At 67.6% G+C, this 16,700-nt stretch carries 16 protein-coding genes; 9 read left to right on the forward strand and 7 right to left on the reverse strand.

The annotated features are described in order from the left end of the window. Positions 1-151 precede the first annotated feature (151 nt). The gene (gene fdxA / locus ABD848_RS10535) at positions 152-475 is read right to left on the reverse strand and encodes a ferredoxin (RefSeq protein WP_344970737.1); all 324 of its coding nucleotides are present in this window, start codon (positions 473-475) and stop codon (positions 152-154) included. 561 nt (positions 476-1,036) lie between these two features. Here fdxA and ABD848_RS10540 point away from each other — a divergent pair. Further along, positions 1,037-2,362 (forward strand): hypothetical protein, encoded by a 1,326-nt coding sequence (locus ABD848_RS10540; RefSeq protein ID WP_344970366.1) that lies wholly within the window; start codon positions 1,037-1,039, stop codon positions 2,360-2,362. Positions 2,363-2,484: 122 nt separating this feature from the next. After that, a complete protein-coding gene (locus ABD848_RS10545) occupies positions 2,485-3,408 on the forward strand; it encodes a site-2 protease family protein (RefSeq protein ID WP_344970369.1) in 924 nt (307 codons plus the stop codon). Here the strand turns inward: ABD848_RS10545 and ABD848_RS10550 are convergent. Together ABD848_RS10550 and mshB are read right to left on the reverse strand one after the other, a co-directional pair. Further along, the gene (locus ABD848_RS10550; RefSeq protein ID WP_344970371.1) at positions 3,378-3,863 is read right to left on the reverse strand and encodes a DUF6113 family protein; all 486 of its coding nucleotides are present in this window, start codon (positions 3,861-3,863) and stop codon (positions 3,378-3,380) included. The two genes, ABD848_RS10545 and ABD848_RS10550, sit on opposite strands and share 31 nt — an antisense overlap. Before the next feature lie 74 nt (positions 3,864-3,937). After that, entirely contained in the window at positions 3,938-4,798 is an 861-nt protein-coding gene (gene mshB / locus ABD848_RS10555) for an N-acetyl-1-D-myo-inositol-2-amino-2-deoxy-alpha-D-glucopyranoside deacetylase (protein WP_344970374.1), read from the reverse strand. Positions 4,799-4,892: 94 nt separating this feature from the next. Between mshB and ABD848_RS10560 the strand changes: the two genes are divergently transcribed. The 5 genes from ABD848_RS10560 (at position 4,893) to ABD848_RS10580 (ending at position 10,425) form a co-directional block, all read left to right on the forward strand. Beyond that, positions 4,893-7,103 (forward strand): S9 family peptidase, encoded by a 2,211-nt coding sequence (locus ABD848_RS10560; protein WP_344970377.1) that lies wholly within the window; start codon positions 4,893-4,895, stop codon positions 7,101-7,103. A 480-nt stretch (positions 7,104-7,583) separates the two neighbouring features. Beyond that, the gene (locus ABD848_RS10565; protein ID WP_344970379.1) at positions 7,584-8,705 is read left to right on the forward strand and encodes a S1 family peptidase; all 1,122 of its coding nucleotides are present in this window, start codon (positions 7,584-7,586) and stop codon (positions 8,703-8,705) included. Between the two features lie 134 nt (positions 8,706-8,839). Continuing rightward, positions 8,840-9,214: a DUF3054 domain-containing protein gene (locus tag ABD848_RS10570; protein ID WP_344970381.1), complete on the forward strand. Its 375-nt coding sequence runs from the start codon at positions 8,840-8,842 to the stop codon at positions 9,212-9,214. Positions 9,215-9,347: 133 nt separating this feature from the next. Next, entirely contained in the window at positions 9,348-9,737 is a 390-nt protein-coding gene (locus ABD848_RS10575) for a hypothetical protein (protein ID WP_344970384.1), read from the forward strand. A gap of 10 nt (positions 9,738-9,747) precedes the next feature. After that, positions 9,748-10,425 carry a TrmH family RNA methyltransferase gene (locus tag ABD848_RS10580; protein ID WP_425567492.1) on the forward strand — a complete coding sequence of 226 codons (678 nt, stop codon included), beginning with the start codon at positions 9,748-9,750 and terminating at the stop codon, positions 10,423-10,425. Here the strand turns inward: ABD848_RS10580 and ABD848_RS10585 are convergent. The 4 genes from ABD848_RS10585 to ABD848_RS10600 form a co-directional block, all read right to left on the reverse strand. Next, entirely contained in the window at positions 10,346-10,744 is a 399-nt protein-coding gene (locus tag ABD848_RS10585) for a transposase (RefSeq protein ID WP_344970386.1), read from the reverse strand. The genes ABD848_RS10580 and ABD848_RS10585 overlap by 80 nt on opposite strands. A 390-nt stretch (positions 10,745-11,134) precedes the next feature. Continuing rightward, the gene (locus ABD848_RS10590) at positions 11,135-11,884 is read right to left on the reverse strand and encodes a succinate dehydrogenase/fumarate reductase iron-sulfur subunit (protein WP_344970389.1); all 750 of its coding nucleotides are present in this window, start codon (positions 11,882-11,884) and stop codon (positions 11,135-11,137) included. Continuing rightward, positions 11,881-13,821, reverse strand: a complete 1,941-nt coding sequence (locus ABD848_RS10595) for a fumarate reductase/succinate dehydrogenase flavoprotein subunit (protein ID WP_344970392.1) — start codon at positions 13,819-13,821, stop codon at positions 11,881-11,883. Before ABD848_RS10595 ends, ABD848_RS10590 begins: the two co-directional genes overlap by 4 nt. A 1-nt stretch (position 13,822) precedes the next feature. Next, a complete protein-coding gene (locus tag ABD848_RS10600; RefSeq protein WP_344970395.1) occupies positions 13,823-14,524 on the reverse strand; it encodes a succinate dehydrogenase cytochrome b subunit in 702 nt (233 codons plus the stop codon). A 79-nt stretch (positions 14,525-14,603) separates the two neighbouring features. Here ABD848_RS10600 and ABD848_RS10605 point away from each other — a divergent pair, with 79 nt between their 5' ends. Beyond that, positions 14,604-15,545 carry a LysR family transcriptional regulator gene (locus ABD848_RS10605; protein ID WP_344970398.1) on the forward strand — a complete coding sequence of 314 codons (942 nt, stop codon included), beginning with the start codon at positions 14,604-14,606 and terminating at the stop codon, positions 15,543-15,545. A gap of 312 nt (positions 15,546-15,857) precedes the next feature. Further along, complete coding sequence (locus ABD848_RS10610) at positions 15,858-16,676, forward strand: hypothetical protein (RefSeq protein WP_344970400.1); 819 nt, start codon at positions 15,858-15,860, stop codon at positions 16,674-16,676. Positions 16,677-16,700: the final 24 nt, after the last annotated feature.

The following is a 16,700-nucleotide window of genomic DNA, read 5'->3' on the forward strand; positions in this document are numbered from 1 at the left end:
GCACGGAACCCGCCACGGCTAACCGGGGCGAGAGGGCGAATACCAAAAAATAAGTAACGTTGTGGTCAACACGTTGTCGCGCCGCCCACCGGGCGGCGCGACACATGCCTCTTGTGCCGCCGCGAAGCGCGGCGGGTGAACGCGGGCCGGATCAGTCCTCGGTCTGCGGAGGCAGCGCCGCGACCAAGGGGTGGTCGCGGTCGACCTGCCCCACCTTGGACGCCCCGCCGGGCGATCCCAGCTCGTCGAAGAACTCCACGTTCGCCTTGTAGTAGTCCGACCACTGCTCGGGCAGGTCATCCTCGTAGTAGATGGCCTCTACAGGGCACACCGGCTCGCAGGCGCCACAGTCGACGCACTCGTCCGGATGGATGTAGAGCATGCGCTTGCCCTCGTAGATGCAGTCGACAGGGCACTCCTCGATGCACGCCTTGTCGAGCAGATCGACGCACGGCTGCGCGATGACGTAGGTCACCTCGTACTCCTCTTCGGTCTTCGCCACGTTGACCGCGACAGATGTGTGCCTGCCGTGTGGCCTGGCTGACTTACCCCAGGGTGTGCAAGGGGCACGTTCAGGGAACGATGAGCGCGGACACATGTCCAGTTTGGGGTTCGTCGGCTAGCGTGACACACATTTGGCTGTCTCTAGTATTGCTGTGCCCCTGCTGTCGAGCGTAGTTGGGGGGTCCAGGATGGGAATGGCCGGACGGCTAGTCCACCGGGTAACACCGAAAGATATCGGTCGGCGCGCCACTGTGCGCGTCCAGCTTTCTGACGGGCGGTTCCGGGATATCGTCGGAGTGCTGGAGTCGTGGGAAGACGGTGTTATCCAGGTGCGACGCCGTGACGATACTGTGGCGCGCGTCATAGAGAAAGAGATTGTGGCAAGCAAGATCGTGCCACAACAGCCACCGAGGCGCCGCACCGGCCTCTAAGGTGCGGGACAGGCGTCGGCGAGGACAGGGGGACCGCGTAGCACTGCTAGGGCAGCGCGTGCGGCGAAGTAGGGCGAAGCAGGAGGTGGCGAAGTCACACCATGCAGGAGACCATCGCGTCCGCGCTCGCCCAGCTTGCCCGCCGTGACTCCAAGGCGGCCCAAGTAGCGGAGAACGCCCTGACCACGATCGTGGCGGGCCAGAGCCTGGAGACGCTGAGCCAGCGTTCGGTGCAGGAGTTCTGCTGGTACGTACTTCCGGTGCGTTTCCCGGCCGAGTCGCAGGAGTGGCCCTTTGTGGTGCGCTCCCTGGGCAAGCTGTTCAACCTGCTCGACCTTCCCCGCTACGCCGAAATCTGCACTTCCTCGACCACCCGCGAGATCCTCGACGCCTACGTCAAGAGTCACAGCAGCGGCGTACGCGCACACGAACGTCACATGCGCGCCTCGGGAGTGGAACCGCCCGACCTACCGGAGCTCACCTGGGGAGCGACTCTGGGCAGCGCTGAAATCGAGGCCTACCAGGCCACCTCGGCCGCACTGGAGTTGGCCATCGCCGCCGGCGAGGTCCGCCCCGGTGGTCGGCGTTGGCGCGTCGCGCAGCAACAGCAGACCCGGATGTTTCTGACCCAGCCCGACGCCCACGGGCGTAGCCGGCTCGACAAAATCCGAGAGGAGCGGGTGCGCGACTGGCTGTCGGCCCCCTCCCACGCCCACCGGCAGCGGCTGCTGCCGCTGCTGGGGCAGATCATCGCCGGAGCCGAACCCCCGGTCGGCGCTCGTGCAGCCTTGGCCCCGGTCCAGCGGCTACTCGACTACGCCGCTGACGGCATCGGGCTCACCCAGATCGGCTACATCTCCCCCACCGTGGTGCGCGAACTGTGCGTGGAGTTCGGTTGGGCCACCGCACCCTGCCCGCCGCGCAGTGAGACCGACGTCATCCAGCTCATCGCGTTGCACAAGCTGTTGCGCGATACGCGAGCGGTGCGCCGATCGGGGCGCGAGCTGATGCTGACCCGGCGCGGACGCCAACTGCACGCCAGCACCGAGGCGCTATGGCAGACCGTGGCCGAGGGAATGCTGCACGTCGACGGTTTCGAGCAGGCCGCGACCGAGACGCTGCTGGGACTGCTTCTGCTGCGCTCCCCCGGCAACCACAGCCGGGAGGGCAACGTCGACGTCGCCGAAGAGGCCCGGTCGATCCTGGCCGACAGCGGCTGGGAGGACGGCGAGGCCGGTACCGAGCCGGGCACCCAACGCGTCCGTTCCGTGCTGCTGACCGTGACATGGCTGCTGGAGACGCTGGGCTGCGTGGTGGGCCACGACCTGCCCGGCGGCGGCAGATCGATGCGGTTGACGAAGGTCGGGCGCGCGTTCGCCCTGACCGCGATCCACCTCTCAGCCACCACCCCGCGCGCCTCCATCTAACGAGGCCGGGTGGGGGCAGGGCGCCACGCGACACCCCGTAGCCTGACACCGAGAGCGTGATCCTCTAAGGGCAGCGGCCACACCGCGCACGCGCCCGACCCAGCAGACCCCAGGGGAGCCCTATGTCCACGCCCGAGCCGGCCCCGCACGACTCCTCCGGCGAGGCGACGACCGCAGCCGACACCGCGGCCATGGAGCGGCAAGCGAACACGGGAGCGGCCACGTTCCCCTCGGAGCGCCGCGGCGCCGCCCCCGAGGGGAGTTCCCGGTTCGCAGTCCTGCCCAGTCCGATCTTCGTGCTGCTGGTGGGCATGACGGTACTGGCGGGTGCCCTCTCGTGGAACCGGACCGAGACGGAGTGGTTCCCCGGCGACGCCGTGTACGCCCCTTTCGTGTTCATGATGGGAGGCTGGCTCGTATGCCTTGCCCTCCACGAGTTCGGGCACGCCCTGGTGGCCTGGAGCTGTGGCGAGCGCGCCCTGCGGGGCAGCGGCTACCTGCGGCTCAACCCCTTCCGCTTCAGCGAAGGGTTCGCGAACCTGCTCCTGCCAGTGGTGATTGTGCTGCTGGGCGGGTTCGGGATGACCGGGCCGACAGCGTACCTGGACCGCACGGCGGTGGCCGGCCGGCTGCGCCGCAGCGCGGTCGCCCTCGCCGGTCCCCTGGTGAGCTTGGCGCTGGCCGTCGCGCTGTGGGCGGGAGTGAAGGCCCTGATCCCCGACGGGTTCACCACCGACAACTGGGCTATCGCCGGCCTGATCTACCTGTGCTTCCTCAACCTCACCGCCGCCCTCGTCAGCCTGCTCCCGCTTCCCGGCCTCGACGGCTTCAACGCGATCGCCCCCTACCTGCCCCAGAGGGCGGCAGCGTGGGCGCAGGCCCGGCCCACCGCGATCTTTGGGACGGTCGCGGTCTTCGCCGTCCTGTGGTTCCCGCCGGTGCACACGGCGCTGTTGAGCCTGATGTTCTCCCTGATGGAGCTGTTGGGGATCAACCAGAACTATGTCGGCTTCGCTCAGGCGCTGTTCCAATTCTGGGTAGGCTGATCGTCCGAGGGGGGCGATCCCGGCCCTGGGGCTGAGCTCACGGCCGTGGCCAGCACGACCGCGCCGATCCCGCCGAACAGGAAACCGTAGTTGATCACGGCCGAGGTCATCACGATGTCGCCCGCTGAGGACACGCTGATGAGCGTGAACCCGGCCACGACCCACCCCGCCGCGGGCAGGGCCGAGCCGATCCGCGAGCCCATCCCCCACTCGGCCGCCCGGCAGCCCGCGAACAGCAGGCCGCACAGCACCACCAGCGTCACGCCGGCGACGACCTTGCCCAGCGAACCGGTCTGCCAGAGCCACGACAGCCAACTCGCGGCGAGTCCAGAGACGATACCGGCGACGAACCCCAAGCTGAGCAGGACGGCGTAGCCCACTGCAAGCAGCACGGCGGTGGCGATCCGCGCGATCTTGCTCCCCCCTTGGTCGGGGTTTTCGGAAACGGCGACCACATGGGCAGCGTATCCCCACCGGCGACCGCTGCGGCCCACCGGCGCAGTGTCCGCCCACCGGCGGCGCACGCGCTTCAGGCGAACAGGTCGGTCTCGAAACCGGAGGGGCCGGGCTTGGTCATCTGCCCCCGCAGCAACGTGAAGTACTCGACCGCGGAGATCTCCTGAGCGATGCCGTTGGAGAGCGCGAACCGGTCACCGGCCACACTGATCTGGGTGGCGTGGGCCCGCATCGCCAGCGTCTTGGCCGCCCAAAAGGGTGAGGCGTCGATACGGGTCGTCACAACCGCGTCGGGCACGCCCGGAGCGATGTCGGTGAACTGTTCGGGAGCGGTGAACGGACCGGGGGAGACGCGCAGCCGCGCCACCGACTCCTCCAGCACGGAGCGGGGCTGGGAAACGGCGTAGAGCTTGTTGGTGCGCCAGGGAGAGCCGGGCAGGCTCCGCTCAGCGGCTTTGGCGAAGGCGCGCAGGGTTACCCGGTGGGCCTGGATGTGATCGGGGTGGCCATAGCCGCCGTTGTCGTCGTAGGTGACGATGACGTGGGGGGCGACTTCGCGGATGATGATGGCGAGTTCGTGGGCGGCCGACTCGACATCGGCCCGCCAGAAGCAGTCGGGGTGGTCGTTGCTGGCCGCGCCCATCATGCCTGAGTCGCGGTACCGGCCCGGACCGCCGAGGAAGCGGTGGTCGCGCACCCCCATAGCCACACAGGCCCGCTCAAGCTCTGCGATGCGGTGCTTGCCCAGCCCGCCCTGCTGGTCAGCCGCCAGATGGGCCAACTCGGGGGGTATAACCTCGCCCTCCTCCCCCAGGGTGCAGGTGACGAGCGTGACCGCAGCGCCTTCGGCCGCATACTTGGCCATGGTCGCTCCGGTGACAATGGACTCGTCATCGGGGTGGGCGTGCACCAGCAGCAGCCGACGATCCGTCATAGAAGCGACGATACCGGCAAACAGTCCTCATTCACCGCATGATGGCGTCGTGTGGCGGCGGACGTACCGTCAGCAGCCCTGCCACAATCGGCACATGAGCTTTCCCCGACAACAGGCCCGGACGCGACGTTTCACACTCGGCGTCCCCAAAGGCTTCCAGATCTCTCCCGACGGTCGGCGCGTGATCTTCCTCCGCGGTCGCCACGGCACCGACGCCGCAGCCTGTCTGTGGGTGCTGGAGCTCGACAGCGGACGCGAGTGGGTGGCCGCCGACCCGCAAACCGTGGCGGCTGAGGCCGACAATACGGCACTGCCCCCGCAAGAGCGGGCCCGGCGGGAGCGGCTCCGGGAAACCGGCGGCGGGATCGTCTCCTACACCGTCGACGACGCATGCGCGCTGGCGGCCTTCACCCTGGCGGGACAGCTCTTCATCGCCACTCTCACCGAGGAGTCGACGCCACCGCGCGAACTGGCCACCGCCGGCGCCGTGATCGACCCGATGCTCGACCCCACCGGGACCAAGGTGGCCTACGTCTCGGAGGGGGCCGTGCGCGTCATCGGCGTCGACGGGACGGGCGACCGCGTGCTCGCCGAGCCCGACGCGGAGAACGTCACGTGGGGATTGGCCGACTTCATCGCGGCCGAGGAGATGGGGCGTTACCGGGGGATGTGGTGGGCGCCCGACGGCTCGGCCCTGCTGGCCACGCGCGTCGACGACAGTCCCGTGACCCGCTGGCACATCGCCGACCCCGCCTCCCCTGCAACCGAGCCTCAGGTGATCGCCTACCCCGCCGCCGGGACGCGCAACACCGACACCAGCCTGGCCGTGCTGGCGCTGTCGCAGGAGCCCTCCGGCGCGGTGGAGCCGCGTTTCCTCCGCTGGGACCGCGCGGCGCTGCCCTATGTGGTGACCGGCGGGTGGACGGTCGGCGCCGACCAGCGCCCCACCGTGGTCTTCACCGCGCAAAGTCGGGACCAGCGCACGATGACGGTGCTGCGCGCCGCCCCCGACAGCGAGCACACCACGGAACTCCTGACCGAGACCGACACGACCTGGGTGGAGATCATGCCTGGCGTGCCGGCGTTCACCGGCAGCGGTGAACTGGTGTGGATCGGTACCGGCGGCGACGGCGAGCAGCGCCGGCTCCACATCGGAAAGCGGCCGGTGAGCGCCGCGGACCAGTACGTGCGGGCCGTGGTCGACGTCGACGGCGACCAGGTGCTGTACGCCGCTTCAGGACCCACGGCTCCCGGGGAGATATCGCTGTGGCTGGCCCAGCGAGATGCGGACCAGCCCACGCCCGTGCGGTTCCCCGACACCGCCGCTGGCGGGGCCACGGAGGCGCCGGGCCTACACTCCGGGCGACTGCGCGGCGGGACCCTCGTGCTCCAGCGCCGCGACCTCGACACCGACAGCGCGCGCACGGTGGCGATGACCGACATCCACAGCCCGGACCACTCCTCGGTCGCCGACATCGCCTCGCTGGCCGAGCGCCCCGACCTGCCCACTCCGCGGCCCCACACGTGGCGGGCCACGGATCGAGAGATCCCGTGTGCATTGCTGCTGCCCTCCTGGCACGAGCCCGGGTCCGGCTCACTGCCCGTGCTGCTGGACCCCTACGGCGGGCCGCACGCCCAGCGGGTCGTCCACGCACGCGGCGCCTATCTGACCGCACAGTGGCTAGCTGAGCAGGGCTTCGCCGTCCTCATCGCCGACGGACGGGGCACGCCGGGGATCGGCACTTCCTGGGAGCAAGCCGTCCGCGGCGACCTGGCCACGCCCGTACTCGCCGACCAGGTGGCGGCGCTCCATGACGCGGCCGAACGCTTCGGTGAACTGGACCTGAGCCGAGTCGCCATCCGCGGTTGGTCCTTCGGGGGCTACCTCGCGGCACTCGCGGTGCTGCGCCGACCCGACGTCTTCCACGCCGCCATCGCCGGCGCTCCGGTGACCGACTGGAAGCTCTACGACACCCACTACACCGAGCGCTACCTCGGATTGCCCCAGGAACAGCCGGACCACTACGCCACCAGTTCCCTGCTGGATGAGGCGGCCGGGTTGCGGCGACCGCTGCTGTTGATCCACGGCCTCGCCGACGACAACGTGGTATTCGCGCACACCCAGCAGCTCTCCAGCGCTTTGCTGGCCGCCGGCCGCCCCCACACCGTGCTGCCACTGTCGGGGATCACCCACATGGCCAGTGAGGAGTCAACGGCAGAGAATCTGCTGGTGCTCCAGGTGAAGTTCCTGCGGGAGGCGCTGTCGCGAGGGCGGGGCGAGGTCGAGGGCTCCGAGCCGAGCTGATTCGGATCGTTCTCTCTCCCCAAACCACCTGCGAAGAAATCTGTCGGAAATTTCGCCGAAACACCATGACCGCCTGAGGGCAACCACGAAAATCTGACTCTCCGTAGCCGCTCAATCGCAGTGCAGCGCCCCTGTCGCGGCGACCACGGTCGCCGCGACAGGGGCGCACGGATGTTCACACCCCACCGTGGAGCACCGCACCGGCAGGCACTTTCTGACGTGCGACGTTCTCACTTCCCACCCCAGAGAACGGCATCGCCGAACGAGAATCCTGACCTTTTTAAAAAGACTCACAACAGTTAACTAACTGGCAAACCTCTGAAAACCATCAAAAGTGACCAATGGTCTTCAATCAATGACAGAGCGTCGGGAAAGCGACGCCTGGGGCTGTCTCACAAAGACGGTCACCTGCCAGTGCCCCGTGCCAGGTTCCCAACCAACCAGCACGGGGGCAGTCGACCTCCCCCAGAAAGGGCAGGAATGCACAAGTCCCCCAAACCCCCCGTCTTCGCAGCGCTCAGCACTGTCCTGCTGACCGCCGGCGTGGTCGGCATGGCCGCCCAACCGGCAGCGGCCGACGCCGCGAGCGACGTCTCCCCGGAGATGATGTCGGCGCTGCAACGCGACCTCGACCTCACCAAGGCCGAGGCTGACCAGCGACTTGAACAGGAGGCCCAGGCTCGAAAACTATCGGCTGCTTCGCGCGAAGCAGCGGGAGACGCCTTCGCCGGCAGTGTCTTCGCCGCCGACAGTGGCGAACTGACGGTTTCGGTCACCAGCAAGGCAGCCGCCGCGAAAGTGCGTAACCTGGGCGCCGTGCCCGAACTCGTCGAGTTCAGCGCGAAGGAGCTCGACGGCATCGTCGCCGACCTCAACGAGAGTAGCGACGCCGCCGACAGCGAGGTGACCGGCTGGTATCGCGACACGGCCGACAACTCCGTGGTCGTGACCGTCGTCGAGGGCGATACCGCAGCCGCGCGGGAACTGATCGCCGAGGCGGGCGTCAACACCGAAGCCGTCGAGATCGAAGAGGAATCGACCAGACCCGAGACCTTCATCGATATCATCGGCGGCAACGCCTACTACCCCGGCCCCTACCGCTGCTCGATCGGCTTCGCCGTCCAGGGTGGATTCGTCACCGCCGGCCACTGCGGCGACTCGGGAACCACCACCAGCAGCCCCAGCGGCACGGTCGCGGGCTCGATCTTCCCCTACTACGACATGGGCTGGGTGAGCGCCCCCGGTCACACTCCGCTGCCTCTGGTCAACACCTACAACGGCAGTTATGTGACGGTGCAGGGATCGCAGGAGGCCACCACCAACTCCTCGGTCTGCCGCTCCGGTTCCACCACCGGATGGCACTGCGGCTCGATCCAGTCCAAGAACCAGACCGTGCGGTACGCCGAAGGCACGGTCTACGGGCTCACCCGCACCACCGTGTGCGCCGAGCCCGGCGACTCCGGCGGCTCGTTCATCAGCGGTAGCCAGGCACAAGGGGTGACCTCCGGAGGTTCGGGCAACTGCACCTCCGGCGGCCTCACCTTTTTCCAACCCGTCAACCCGATCCTCAACCAGTGGAACCTGACCCTGGTTACCAGCTAAGGCGCTGACTCGTCTCTCCCGAACGCGGGAGAACGCCCCGGCCACGGTCCGCCGCCGCGGCCGGGGCTCATCGCGTCCGGGGCCGATTGGCCTTCCCGGCGGGAAGGCCAGCCAGCGCCCCCTAGAGTGAAAACATGCGTCCTCCCCTGGCCCTGGCGGCCGACCTGGGCTGTGTGCTCGCGTTCGCCGTTATCGGGCGGCTCAGCCACGACGAGTCGGGCGCGATTATGGCAACGTTGGGAACCGCTTGGCCGTTCATAGCGGGGCTGGCGGTGGGCTGGGCTGCCACTCGGGCCTGGCGCGCGCCGATCGGAGTGGTCTCCCCCGGCCTGGGGATATGGCTGGCGACATGGGCGGTTGGGCTGGCGGTGCGGTGGGCCACCGGCGACGGGATCGCCGTTTCCTTCGCCGTGGTCACCGGCGTGTTCCTGGCGGCGACGCTGCTGGGTTGGCGTGGTGGTACCGCGGCAGTGGCGCGGCTCCGGCGGCGGGCGCGCGGGCGGAGGTGACCCCTCCTGGGACGGGGCCGGGACAAGCGGAAGGGACGGGGAAATGGCCGATGCCGGCCGCCCACGCCTTAACGGAGGCTCGGCAGGGTAAATCCCAAGGGAGCTCTGTTCCCCGAGTCACGGGAGTTGCGACGTGGACGACGTCACCTTTTCCCTGGCGAGCGCCGTCGCAGGTAAGGCCACCGAGACGCTGGCGACCAGCGCCAGGGAGACTCTGGTCCACCTGCGACGATCCGTCCGGCAACGGTTCCGTGGCAACCCTGACGCGCGGGCAGCGCTAGAGGCGGCCCAAGACGATCCCGAGGACAGCGGGGCCGTGCGTGCCTTGGCTGGGCACATCACCGCCGTCGAGCGAGACGACAGCGGGATCGCCGAACTCGTCGGGCGACTGCGGCCCCACTTCACCCGCGAGGGGGACGTCACGAACACGATCGAAGGAGAGATCAGCGGTACGGCCGTGCAAGCCCGCGACATCCACGGCGGCTTGACCATCGAGGGCCGGGGGACGCGTCGCCGCGCATAGGCTGGTCGACGTGAGTGAGCAGGTCGCATCATCGGTCCCCGCTGAGCCCACCGAGCCCGCCGAACAGCAACAACCGAGCGTGGGCGTGGGGCCCTGGGTCGGCCCCTGGCCCGAAGGGCAGCACTACGATCCCGAACTCCTGGCCAGGGGGGATCGCCGCAACGTCGCCGACCGGTACCGGTACTGGCGTCGCGAGGCGATCGTGGCCGACCTCGACACGCAGCGGCACCCCTTCCACGTCGCGGTGGAGAACTGGGAGCACGATTTCAACATCGGTTCGGTCGTGCGCACCGCCAACGCCTTCTGCGCCGAAGCGGTACACGTGGTTGGCCGGCGGCGCTGGAACCGCCGGGGCGCGATGGTCACCGAGCGCTACCAGCACGTGCACCACCATCCCGACACCAGCGCGCTGCTGAGCTGGGCCGCTGAGCGCGAGCTGCCACTGCTGGGGGTGGACAACCTGCCGGGGGCGGTGCCGCTGGAGTCCTACTCGCTGCCCCGCGAGTGTGTGCTGGTGTTCGGCCAGGAGGGGCCGGGACTGTCGGCTGAGGCGCGCCAGGTGTGCCAGGCCGTGCTGTCCATCGCCCAGTTCGGCTCCACACGTTCCATCAACGCCGGGGCAGCCGCCGCCATCGCCATGCACGCCTGGGTACGCCGCCACGTGTTCGGCCAGCAGGTGACAGAGTGACTTCCTCCCCGTGGTGAACGAGGGGGATTCCGACCGTGCCTCTGGCCGGGGTGGTCGTGCCGGCGACGTTGAGGTCGTCGATGGCGATCACGGCATGTTCGCGCACCAGGCGGGTCGTGGTCGTGTGCAGGAAGTCGGCCCGGGCGTGGCGGACCGTGCGGTGGGCGGCGGCCACGCCCTTCGTGCACCGGCTCAGCGCCGTATCGGTTCGGGCATAGGAGATCGTCTCACCGCGCCGGTGGTACGCCTCGCGGCGCTGGGCCAGGGTCGTGTTCCACCCCAGCCGCACACACCCGAACGTGCGCCCCAACGGGGCCACCTACTCGGAGTCCGAACAGACCCGGCACTTGTGCGCTTTCCGCACACCCCCGGTTTTACAGAAGGAGACGACACGAACACACCACGCACCGGATTCCTCCCCGCCCCGGACGCCGGAGCATCCTCCGGGAGAAACGGTGACAACCGCCGCCGGGTGAGCCGGTGGCGGACGCGCCGCGGAGCGCGCCCACCACCGCCTTAGGTTCTGTTTTTTGGAAGCAGCGAGAGCGGGCGGTGGGCGAAAAGCGGGTGAACGCCTCCGCTGTCGCCCCGCGGGCTGGCGAGCTCGCGCAGCGACCGAGGCACGAGCCAACGGAGAGCACCCCCACGGCCCCTCCCCCGGCCGTTCGCACAACAGGATCTAGACCCTCACGCGGGCTCGACCGGAACGCTAGGACAGCTCGCCGTTGGCCAGCGCGCCCAGTAGGTCCTGGTTGAGCTCGGAGATCGTGTCCAGCGGGATGCCCTTGGGGCACACGGCGGCGCACTCACCGATGTTGGTGCAGCCGCCGAACTCCTCTTCGTCGTGCTGATTGACCATCTGCACGACGCGGGCCGAACGCTCGGGCTGGCCCTGCGGGAGCGTCCCCAGGTGGGTGACCTTGGCCGCGGTGAACAGCATGGCCGAGGCGTTGGGGCAGGCCGCTACACACGCCCCGCAGCCGATGCAAGTCGCCGCGTCGAACGCGCGGTCGGCATCCTTTTTCGCCACGGGTGTGGCGTGGGCGTCGGGCGCGGTTCCGGTGGGGGCGCTGATGTAGCCGCCGGCCTGGATGATGCGGTCGAAGGCACCACGGTCCACGACGAGGTCCTTGATGACCGGGAACGCCTTGGCCCGCCAGGGCTCCACGTCGATGACGTCACCGTCGGAGAAGCTGCGCATGTGCAACTGGCAAGTCGTGGTGGTCTCCGGGCCGTGGGCCACGCCGTTGATCACGACGCCACACGCGCCGCAGATCCCCTCACGGCAGTCGTGGTCGAAGGCCACCGGCTCCTGCCCCTCAAGGGTGAGCCGCTCGTTGAGAACGTCGAGCATCTCCAAAAAGGACATGTCCGTGGAGACGTTGTCGACCTCGTAGCGGACCATCTCGCCCTTGGCGTTGCGGTTCTTCTGGCGCCATACGCGCAGGGTGATCTTCACTTGTAGCTCCGCTGCTTCATCTCGACGTACTCGTATTCCAACGCTTCCTTGTGCAGCACCGGCTGCTGGCCGGCGCCGGTGAACTCCCACGCGCCGACGTAGGCGAAGTCATCGTCGTGGCGCAGCGCTTCGCCGTCCTCGGTCTGGCTCTCCGAGCGGAAGTGTCCTCCGCAGGACTCGCGGCGGTGCAATGCGTCGATGCACATGAGTTCGGCCAGCTCGAAGAAGTCGGCCACGCGGCCGGCCTTTTCCAGCGCTTGGTTGAGTTCCTCGTTGGTGCCGGTGACCTTCACGTTCTGCCAAAACTCGGCGCGCAGCTCGCGGATGCTGTCAATGGCCTTGCGCAGCCCTTCCTCGTTGCGCTCCATACCGCAGTAGTCCCACATGATGTGGCCGAGCTCGCGGTGGAAGGAGTCGACGGTGCGGGTGCCGTTGATGGAGAGCAGCGTGTCGATGCGGTCACGCACCGCCGATACGGCCTCGCTGACCTCGGGCCGCTCTTCGTCGATCGGGTCGAACGGTCCGTTGGCGAGGTAGTCGTTGATGGTGTTGGGCAGCACGAAGTAGCCGTCGGCCAGCCCCTGCATCAGCGCGCTCGCGCCCAGCCGGTTGGCGCCGTGGTCGGAGAAGTTGGCCTCCCCGGTCACGAACAGCCCCGGGATGGTGCTTTGCAGGTCATAGTCGACCCACAGGCCACCCATGGTGTAGTGGACGGCCGGATAGATGCGCATCGGAACCTCGTAGGGGTTCTCGCCGGTGATGCGCTGGTACATGTCGAAGAGGTTGCCGTACTTGGCTTCGACCGCGGGACGGCCCATGCGTTTGATGGCGTCGGCGAAGTCGAGGTAGACCCCCAGCCCGCCGGGCCCCACACCGCGGCCCTCGTCGCAGACGTTCTTGGCGGCGCGTGAGGCGATGTCGCGCGGCACCAGGTTGCCGAACGAGGGGTAGATGCGCTCCAGGTAGTAGTCGCGCTCCTCCTCGGGGATCTGGCGCGGATCGCGGCTGTCTCCGGTCTCCTTGGGAACCCAGATCCGGCCGTCGTTGCGCAGCGACTCACTCATCAAGGTGAGCTTGGACTGGTAGTCGCCGCTGACGGGAATGCAGGTGGGGTGGATCTGGGTGTAGCAGGGGTTGGCGAACAACGCGCCCTTGCGGTGCGCACGCCACGACGCGGTGACGTTGCAGCCCATGGCGTTGGTCGACAGGAAGAAGACGTTGCCGTAGCCGCCGGAGGCCAAGACGACCGCGTCGGCGAGGTGGGTCTCGATCTCGCCGGTAACCATGTCGCGGACGACGACACCGCGGGCGCGGCCGTCGACGACAATGAGCTCCAGCATCTCGTGGCGGGTGTTCATGTCCACGGTGCCGGCCGCGACCTGACGCTCCAGCGCCTGGTAAGCGCCGATCAGCAACTGCTGTCCGGTCTGGCCGCGGGCGTAGAAGGTGCGTGAGACCTGCACACCGCCGAAGGAGCGGTTGTCGAGCAGGCCGCCGTACTCGCGGGCGAAGGGCACCCCCTGAGCGACGCACTGGTCGATGATTTCGACGCTGACTTGGGCCAGGCGGTAGACATTGGACTCGCGCGAGCGGAAGTCGCCGCCTTTGACGGTGTCGTAGAACAGTCGGTAGATGCTGTCGCCGTCGTTGCGGTAGTTCTTGGCGGCGTTGATGCCGCCTTGGGCCGCGATGCTGTGGGCGCGTCGCGGGCTGTCCTGGTAGCAGAAGGAGGTGACGTGGTAACCGGCCTCCCCCAACGTGGCGGCTGCCGAGGCGCCGGCCAGGCCGGTACCGACCACGATGACCGACAGTTTGCGGCGGTTGGCGGGGTTGACCAGCTTGGCGGAGAAGCGCCGCTGATCCCAGCGGTTCTCGATCGGTCCCTTGGGCGCCTTCTCGTCGCGGATCGGGTCGCCCTCGATGTAAAGCTCAGACATTTCAGCCCACCAGCCCGAAGAGTACGCAGAACGGCGGAATCAAGAAGCCCACGGTGATGACGAGTGCCAACGTCGTGGCGATGATGTTGAGCGCGTGCTGGCGGCGCTCCTTGTTACCGCCGAGTGTGGTGATCGCGCTCCAGATGCCGTGCCGCAGGTGAAAACCCACGGCGAGCATCGCGATGGTGTAACTGAGTACTACCCACCAGATCTGGAATCCGTTCACGACACGGTCGTATGGACTGTTGGCCGCCCCGCCCGGGTGGATGGTGTTCGTGGTCAGGTGCAGGATGTGGTAGATGACGAAGAGCGCGATGATGATCCCGCCCCAGCGCATGGTGCGGGAGGCGTAGCTCTGCTGAACGCGCTTGCGGGTCTGGTAGCGCTGTCCGGCAGGGCGCGCCCGGTTGGCGCGAGCCCACAGCACGATCGCCGAGTAGGCGTGCACGATGACGCTCGCCAGGAGAACGACGCGGGTGATCCACAGGGCGCCGCTGTAGGGGATCATCGGCGAGCCCAGTTCGCGTAGATGGTGTGAGTACTCGTCGAAGGTCTCTTGACCTCCGAAGATCATCAGATTTCCGTACATGTGCAGGATCAGGAACAGCACCATGATCACGCCGGTGACGGCCATAGCCGATTTGAGCGCCACCGTCGACCTGAATGCTGCCGATCGTTGCTTGGTCAGGGAAGTATTCGCCACACCATGAACTTTAAGAGGAGGCTAAGAGAACCGTCTAAGTCATAGGAATGCTTGTGTCAATAGCCATAGGCTATCGAGCATGCGGTTCCAACAACTGAGCTACTTTCTGGCTGTCGCCGAAACACGGCATTTCACCCGGGCTGCCGAGATCGCGGGGGTTGCGCAGCCGAGCCTGAGCCGGCAGATCCGCCTGCTGGAAGAGGAGCTGGGAACGGCGCTGTTCAGCCGCGCCCGGGGAAATATCACACTCACACCGGCCGGTGAGGCGCTGCTGCCGCTGGCGCGGCGCATGGTCACCGACTTGGAGACGGCCCGCCGAGAGGTCGCCGAGCTGGCCGGGATGCGGCGGGGGCGGGTGCGGCTGGGGGCCACACCGTCGCTGTGCGCGGGGCTGCTCGCCGACGCGCTGTCAGCCTTCCACACCGACTTTCCCGGCATCGAATTGCAGGTGGAGGAGAGCGGATCGCGCGATTTGATCCGCGCGCTGGGACGCGGCGAGCTCGACCTGGCTCTCATCATCTTGCCGCTGCACAGCACCGACCCGGCGTTCGTGACGACCCCGATCCTGCGGGAGAACCTGGTCGTGGTCAGCCCGGTGGACCGGCCGCCGCCCACATACCGGACCTCGATGCGCATCACCGAACTGCGCAACAAGCCGCTGGTGATGTTCCGGCGCGGCTACGACGTGCGCGAAGCGACCCTTCACGCCTGCCGCGCGGCGGGCTTCGAGCCGACCCTGGCGGTGGAGGGCGGTGAGATGGACGCGGTGCTGCGATTCGTCGAGGCCGGACTGGGGCTGGCGGTGGTGCCGAGCATGGTGCTGACGAACCGGCCCGGACTGCGGGGTACCCCCCTGTCGTGGCCCCGCCTGCTGCGCACGATCGCGTTGGCCCACCGTAAGGACGTGGAACCTTCCCCGACTGCCAAGGCGTTTCGCCACAGCCTGATGAGTCACCTCAACGGCCTCACGCCCGAAGAGCTCGGAACGGACCTGGAGGTCATTGTCGACACCGGAGCCTGAGCACAGCGGTAGCTCGCCGGTGCGGAGCACCGGTCGGCAATTGGCAACCCCCTACACAAAAAATAGTAAAAAACTACTTAAAAAAGCCGATAAGAAGCGTCATTTAGCTATAAAAATCTGCCCACCCTCGCCCCTGCGTGGCATTTGTCACAGTCAAATTGCATGAACCTCTTGCTGAATCCGTAATCCCCGTCACCTAATGTGGCCTACCACACAGACACGGACTGTTCACGACCACGGAGAGCGGCCGTCGCCCCCGCGCTCTTGTGCGCTTCCGGCCGTCTCTACAGCGAAGATGGAGATGCCACGAGGATGACAGCGACGCTACCCCCGTCAGGTCAGACCGGCAGGTCCCGCCCACAGATGAGCGCCCGCACGCTCCGGAAGGACCGCTGGTGGGTAGGTCCCCTGCTCACCACCCTCGGACTGGCCGGCTTCGTCAGCTACGCCACAGTGCGGGTATTCCAGCAGAACCACTACTGGGTAGCCGAACACCACTACCTCACCCCGTTCTACTCGCCCTGCCTGAGCGCGAACTGCGCACCGGGATCGGCGGTATTTGGCACCCTGCCCTGGGAATTTCCCTGGTTTTTGCCCTACGCCCTCTTCACCCTGCCGTTCCTGCTGCTGTTCCGGTTCACCTGCTACTACTACCGCAAGGCCTACTACCGCTCGATCTGGCAAGCGCCTACCGCCTGCGCGGTCCAGGAGCCTCACCAGCGCTACACCGGCGAAAGCCGATTCCCGATGCTCGGGCAGAACCTGCACCGCTACTTCTTCTACGCCGCCGTCCTCATCTCGCTGATCAACACCTACGACGCGGCCGTCTCGTTCGCCTACGGCACCAACGGCGGATTCGGCATCGGCGTGGGCAACCTCGTCCTGCTGGCCAACGTGATCCTGCTGTGGTGCTACACGCTGTCGTGCCACTCCTGCCGACACGTCTTCGGTGGCCGCCTCAAGAGCTTTGGCCGCCACCCCTTGCAGTACCGACTGTGGACCTGGATCAGCGTGCTCAACACCCGGCACATGACGTGGGCGTGGATCACCCTGGGCACCCTCGTCCTCACCGATCTCTACGTCGCCCTGGTGTCGAGCGGCGTTCTCACCGACCTTCGGATCATCAACTGATCCACCGTTTCCACGAATCCGCGA

It is taken from the genome of Salinactinospora qingdaonensis (assembly GCF_039539445.1).
GTDB lineage: Bacteria > Actinomycetota > Actinomycetes > Streptosporangiales > Streptosporangiaceae > Salinactinospora > Salinactinospora qingdaonensis.

Coding starts and splice junctions, on each gene's coding strand:
- ABD848_RS10540 (WP_344970366.1), top strand. CDS start 1,037: ATGCAGGAGACCATCGCGTCCGCGCTCGCCCAGCTTGCCCGCCGTGAC.
- ABD848_RS10545 (WP_344970369.1), top strand. CDS start 2,485: ATGTCCACGCCCGAGCCGGCCCCGCACGACTCCTCCGGCGAGGCGACG.
- mshB (WP_344970374.1), bottom strand. CDS start 4,798: ATGACGGATCGTCGGCTGCTGCTGGTGCACGCCCACCCCGATGACGAG.
- ABD848_RS10560 (WP_344970377.1), top strand. CDS start 4,893: ATGAGCTTTCCCCGACAACAGGCCCGGACGCGACGTTTCACACTCGGC.
- ABD848_RS10565 (WP_344970379.1), top strand. CDS start 7,584: ATGCACAAGTCCCCCAAACCCCCCGTCTTCGCAGCGCTCAGCACTGTC.
- ABD848_RS10570 (WP_344970381.1), top strand. CDS start 8,840: ATGCGTCCTCCCCTGGCCCTGGCGGCCGACCTGGGCTGTGTGCTCGCG.
- ABD848_RS10595 (WP_344970392.1), bottom strand. CDS start 13,821: ATGTCTGAGCTTTACATCGAGGGCGACCCGATCCGCGACGAGAAGGCG.
- ABD848_RS10605 (WP_344970398.1), top strand. CDS start 14,604: ATGCGGTTCCAACAACTGAGCTACTTTCTGGCTGTCGCCGAAACACGG.
- ABD848_RS10610 (WP_344970400.1), top strand. CDS start 15,858: ATGACAGCGACGCTACCCCCGTCAGGTCAGACCGGCAGGTCCCGCCCA.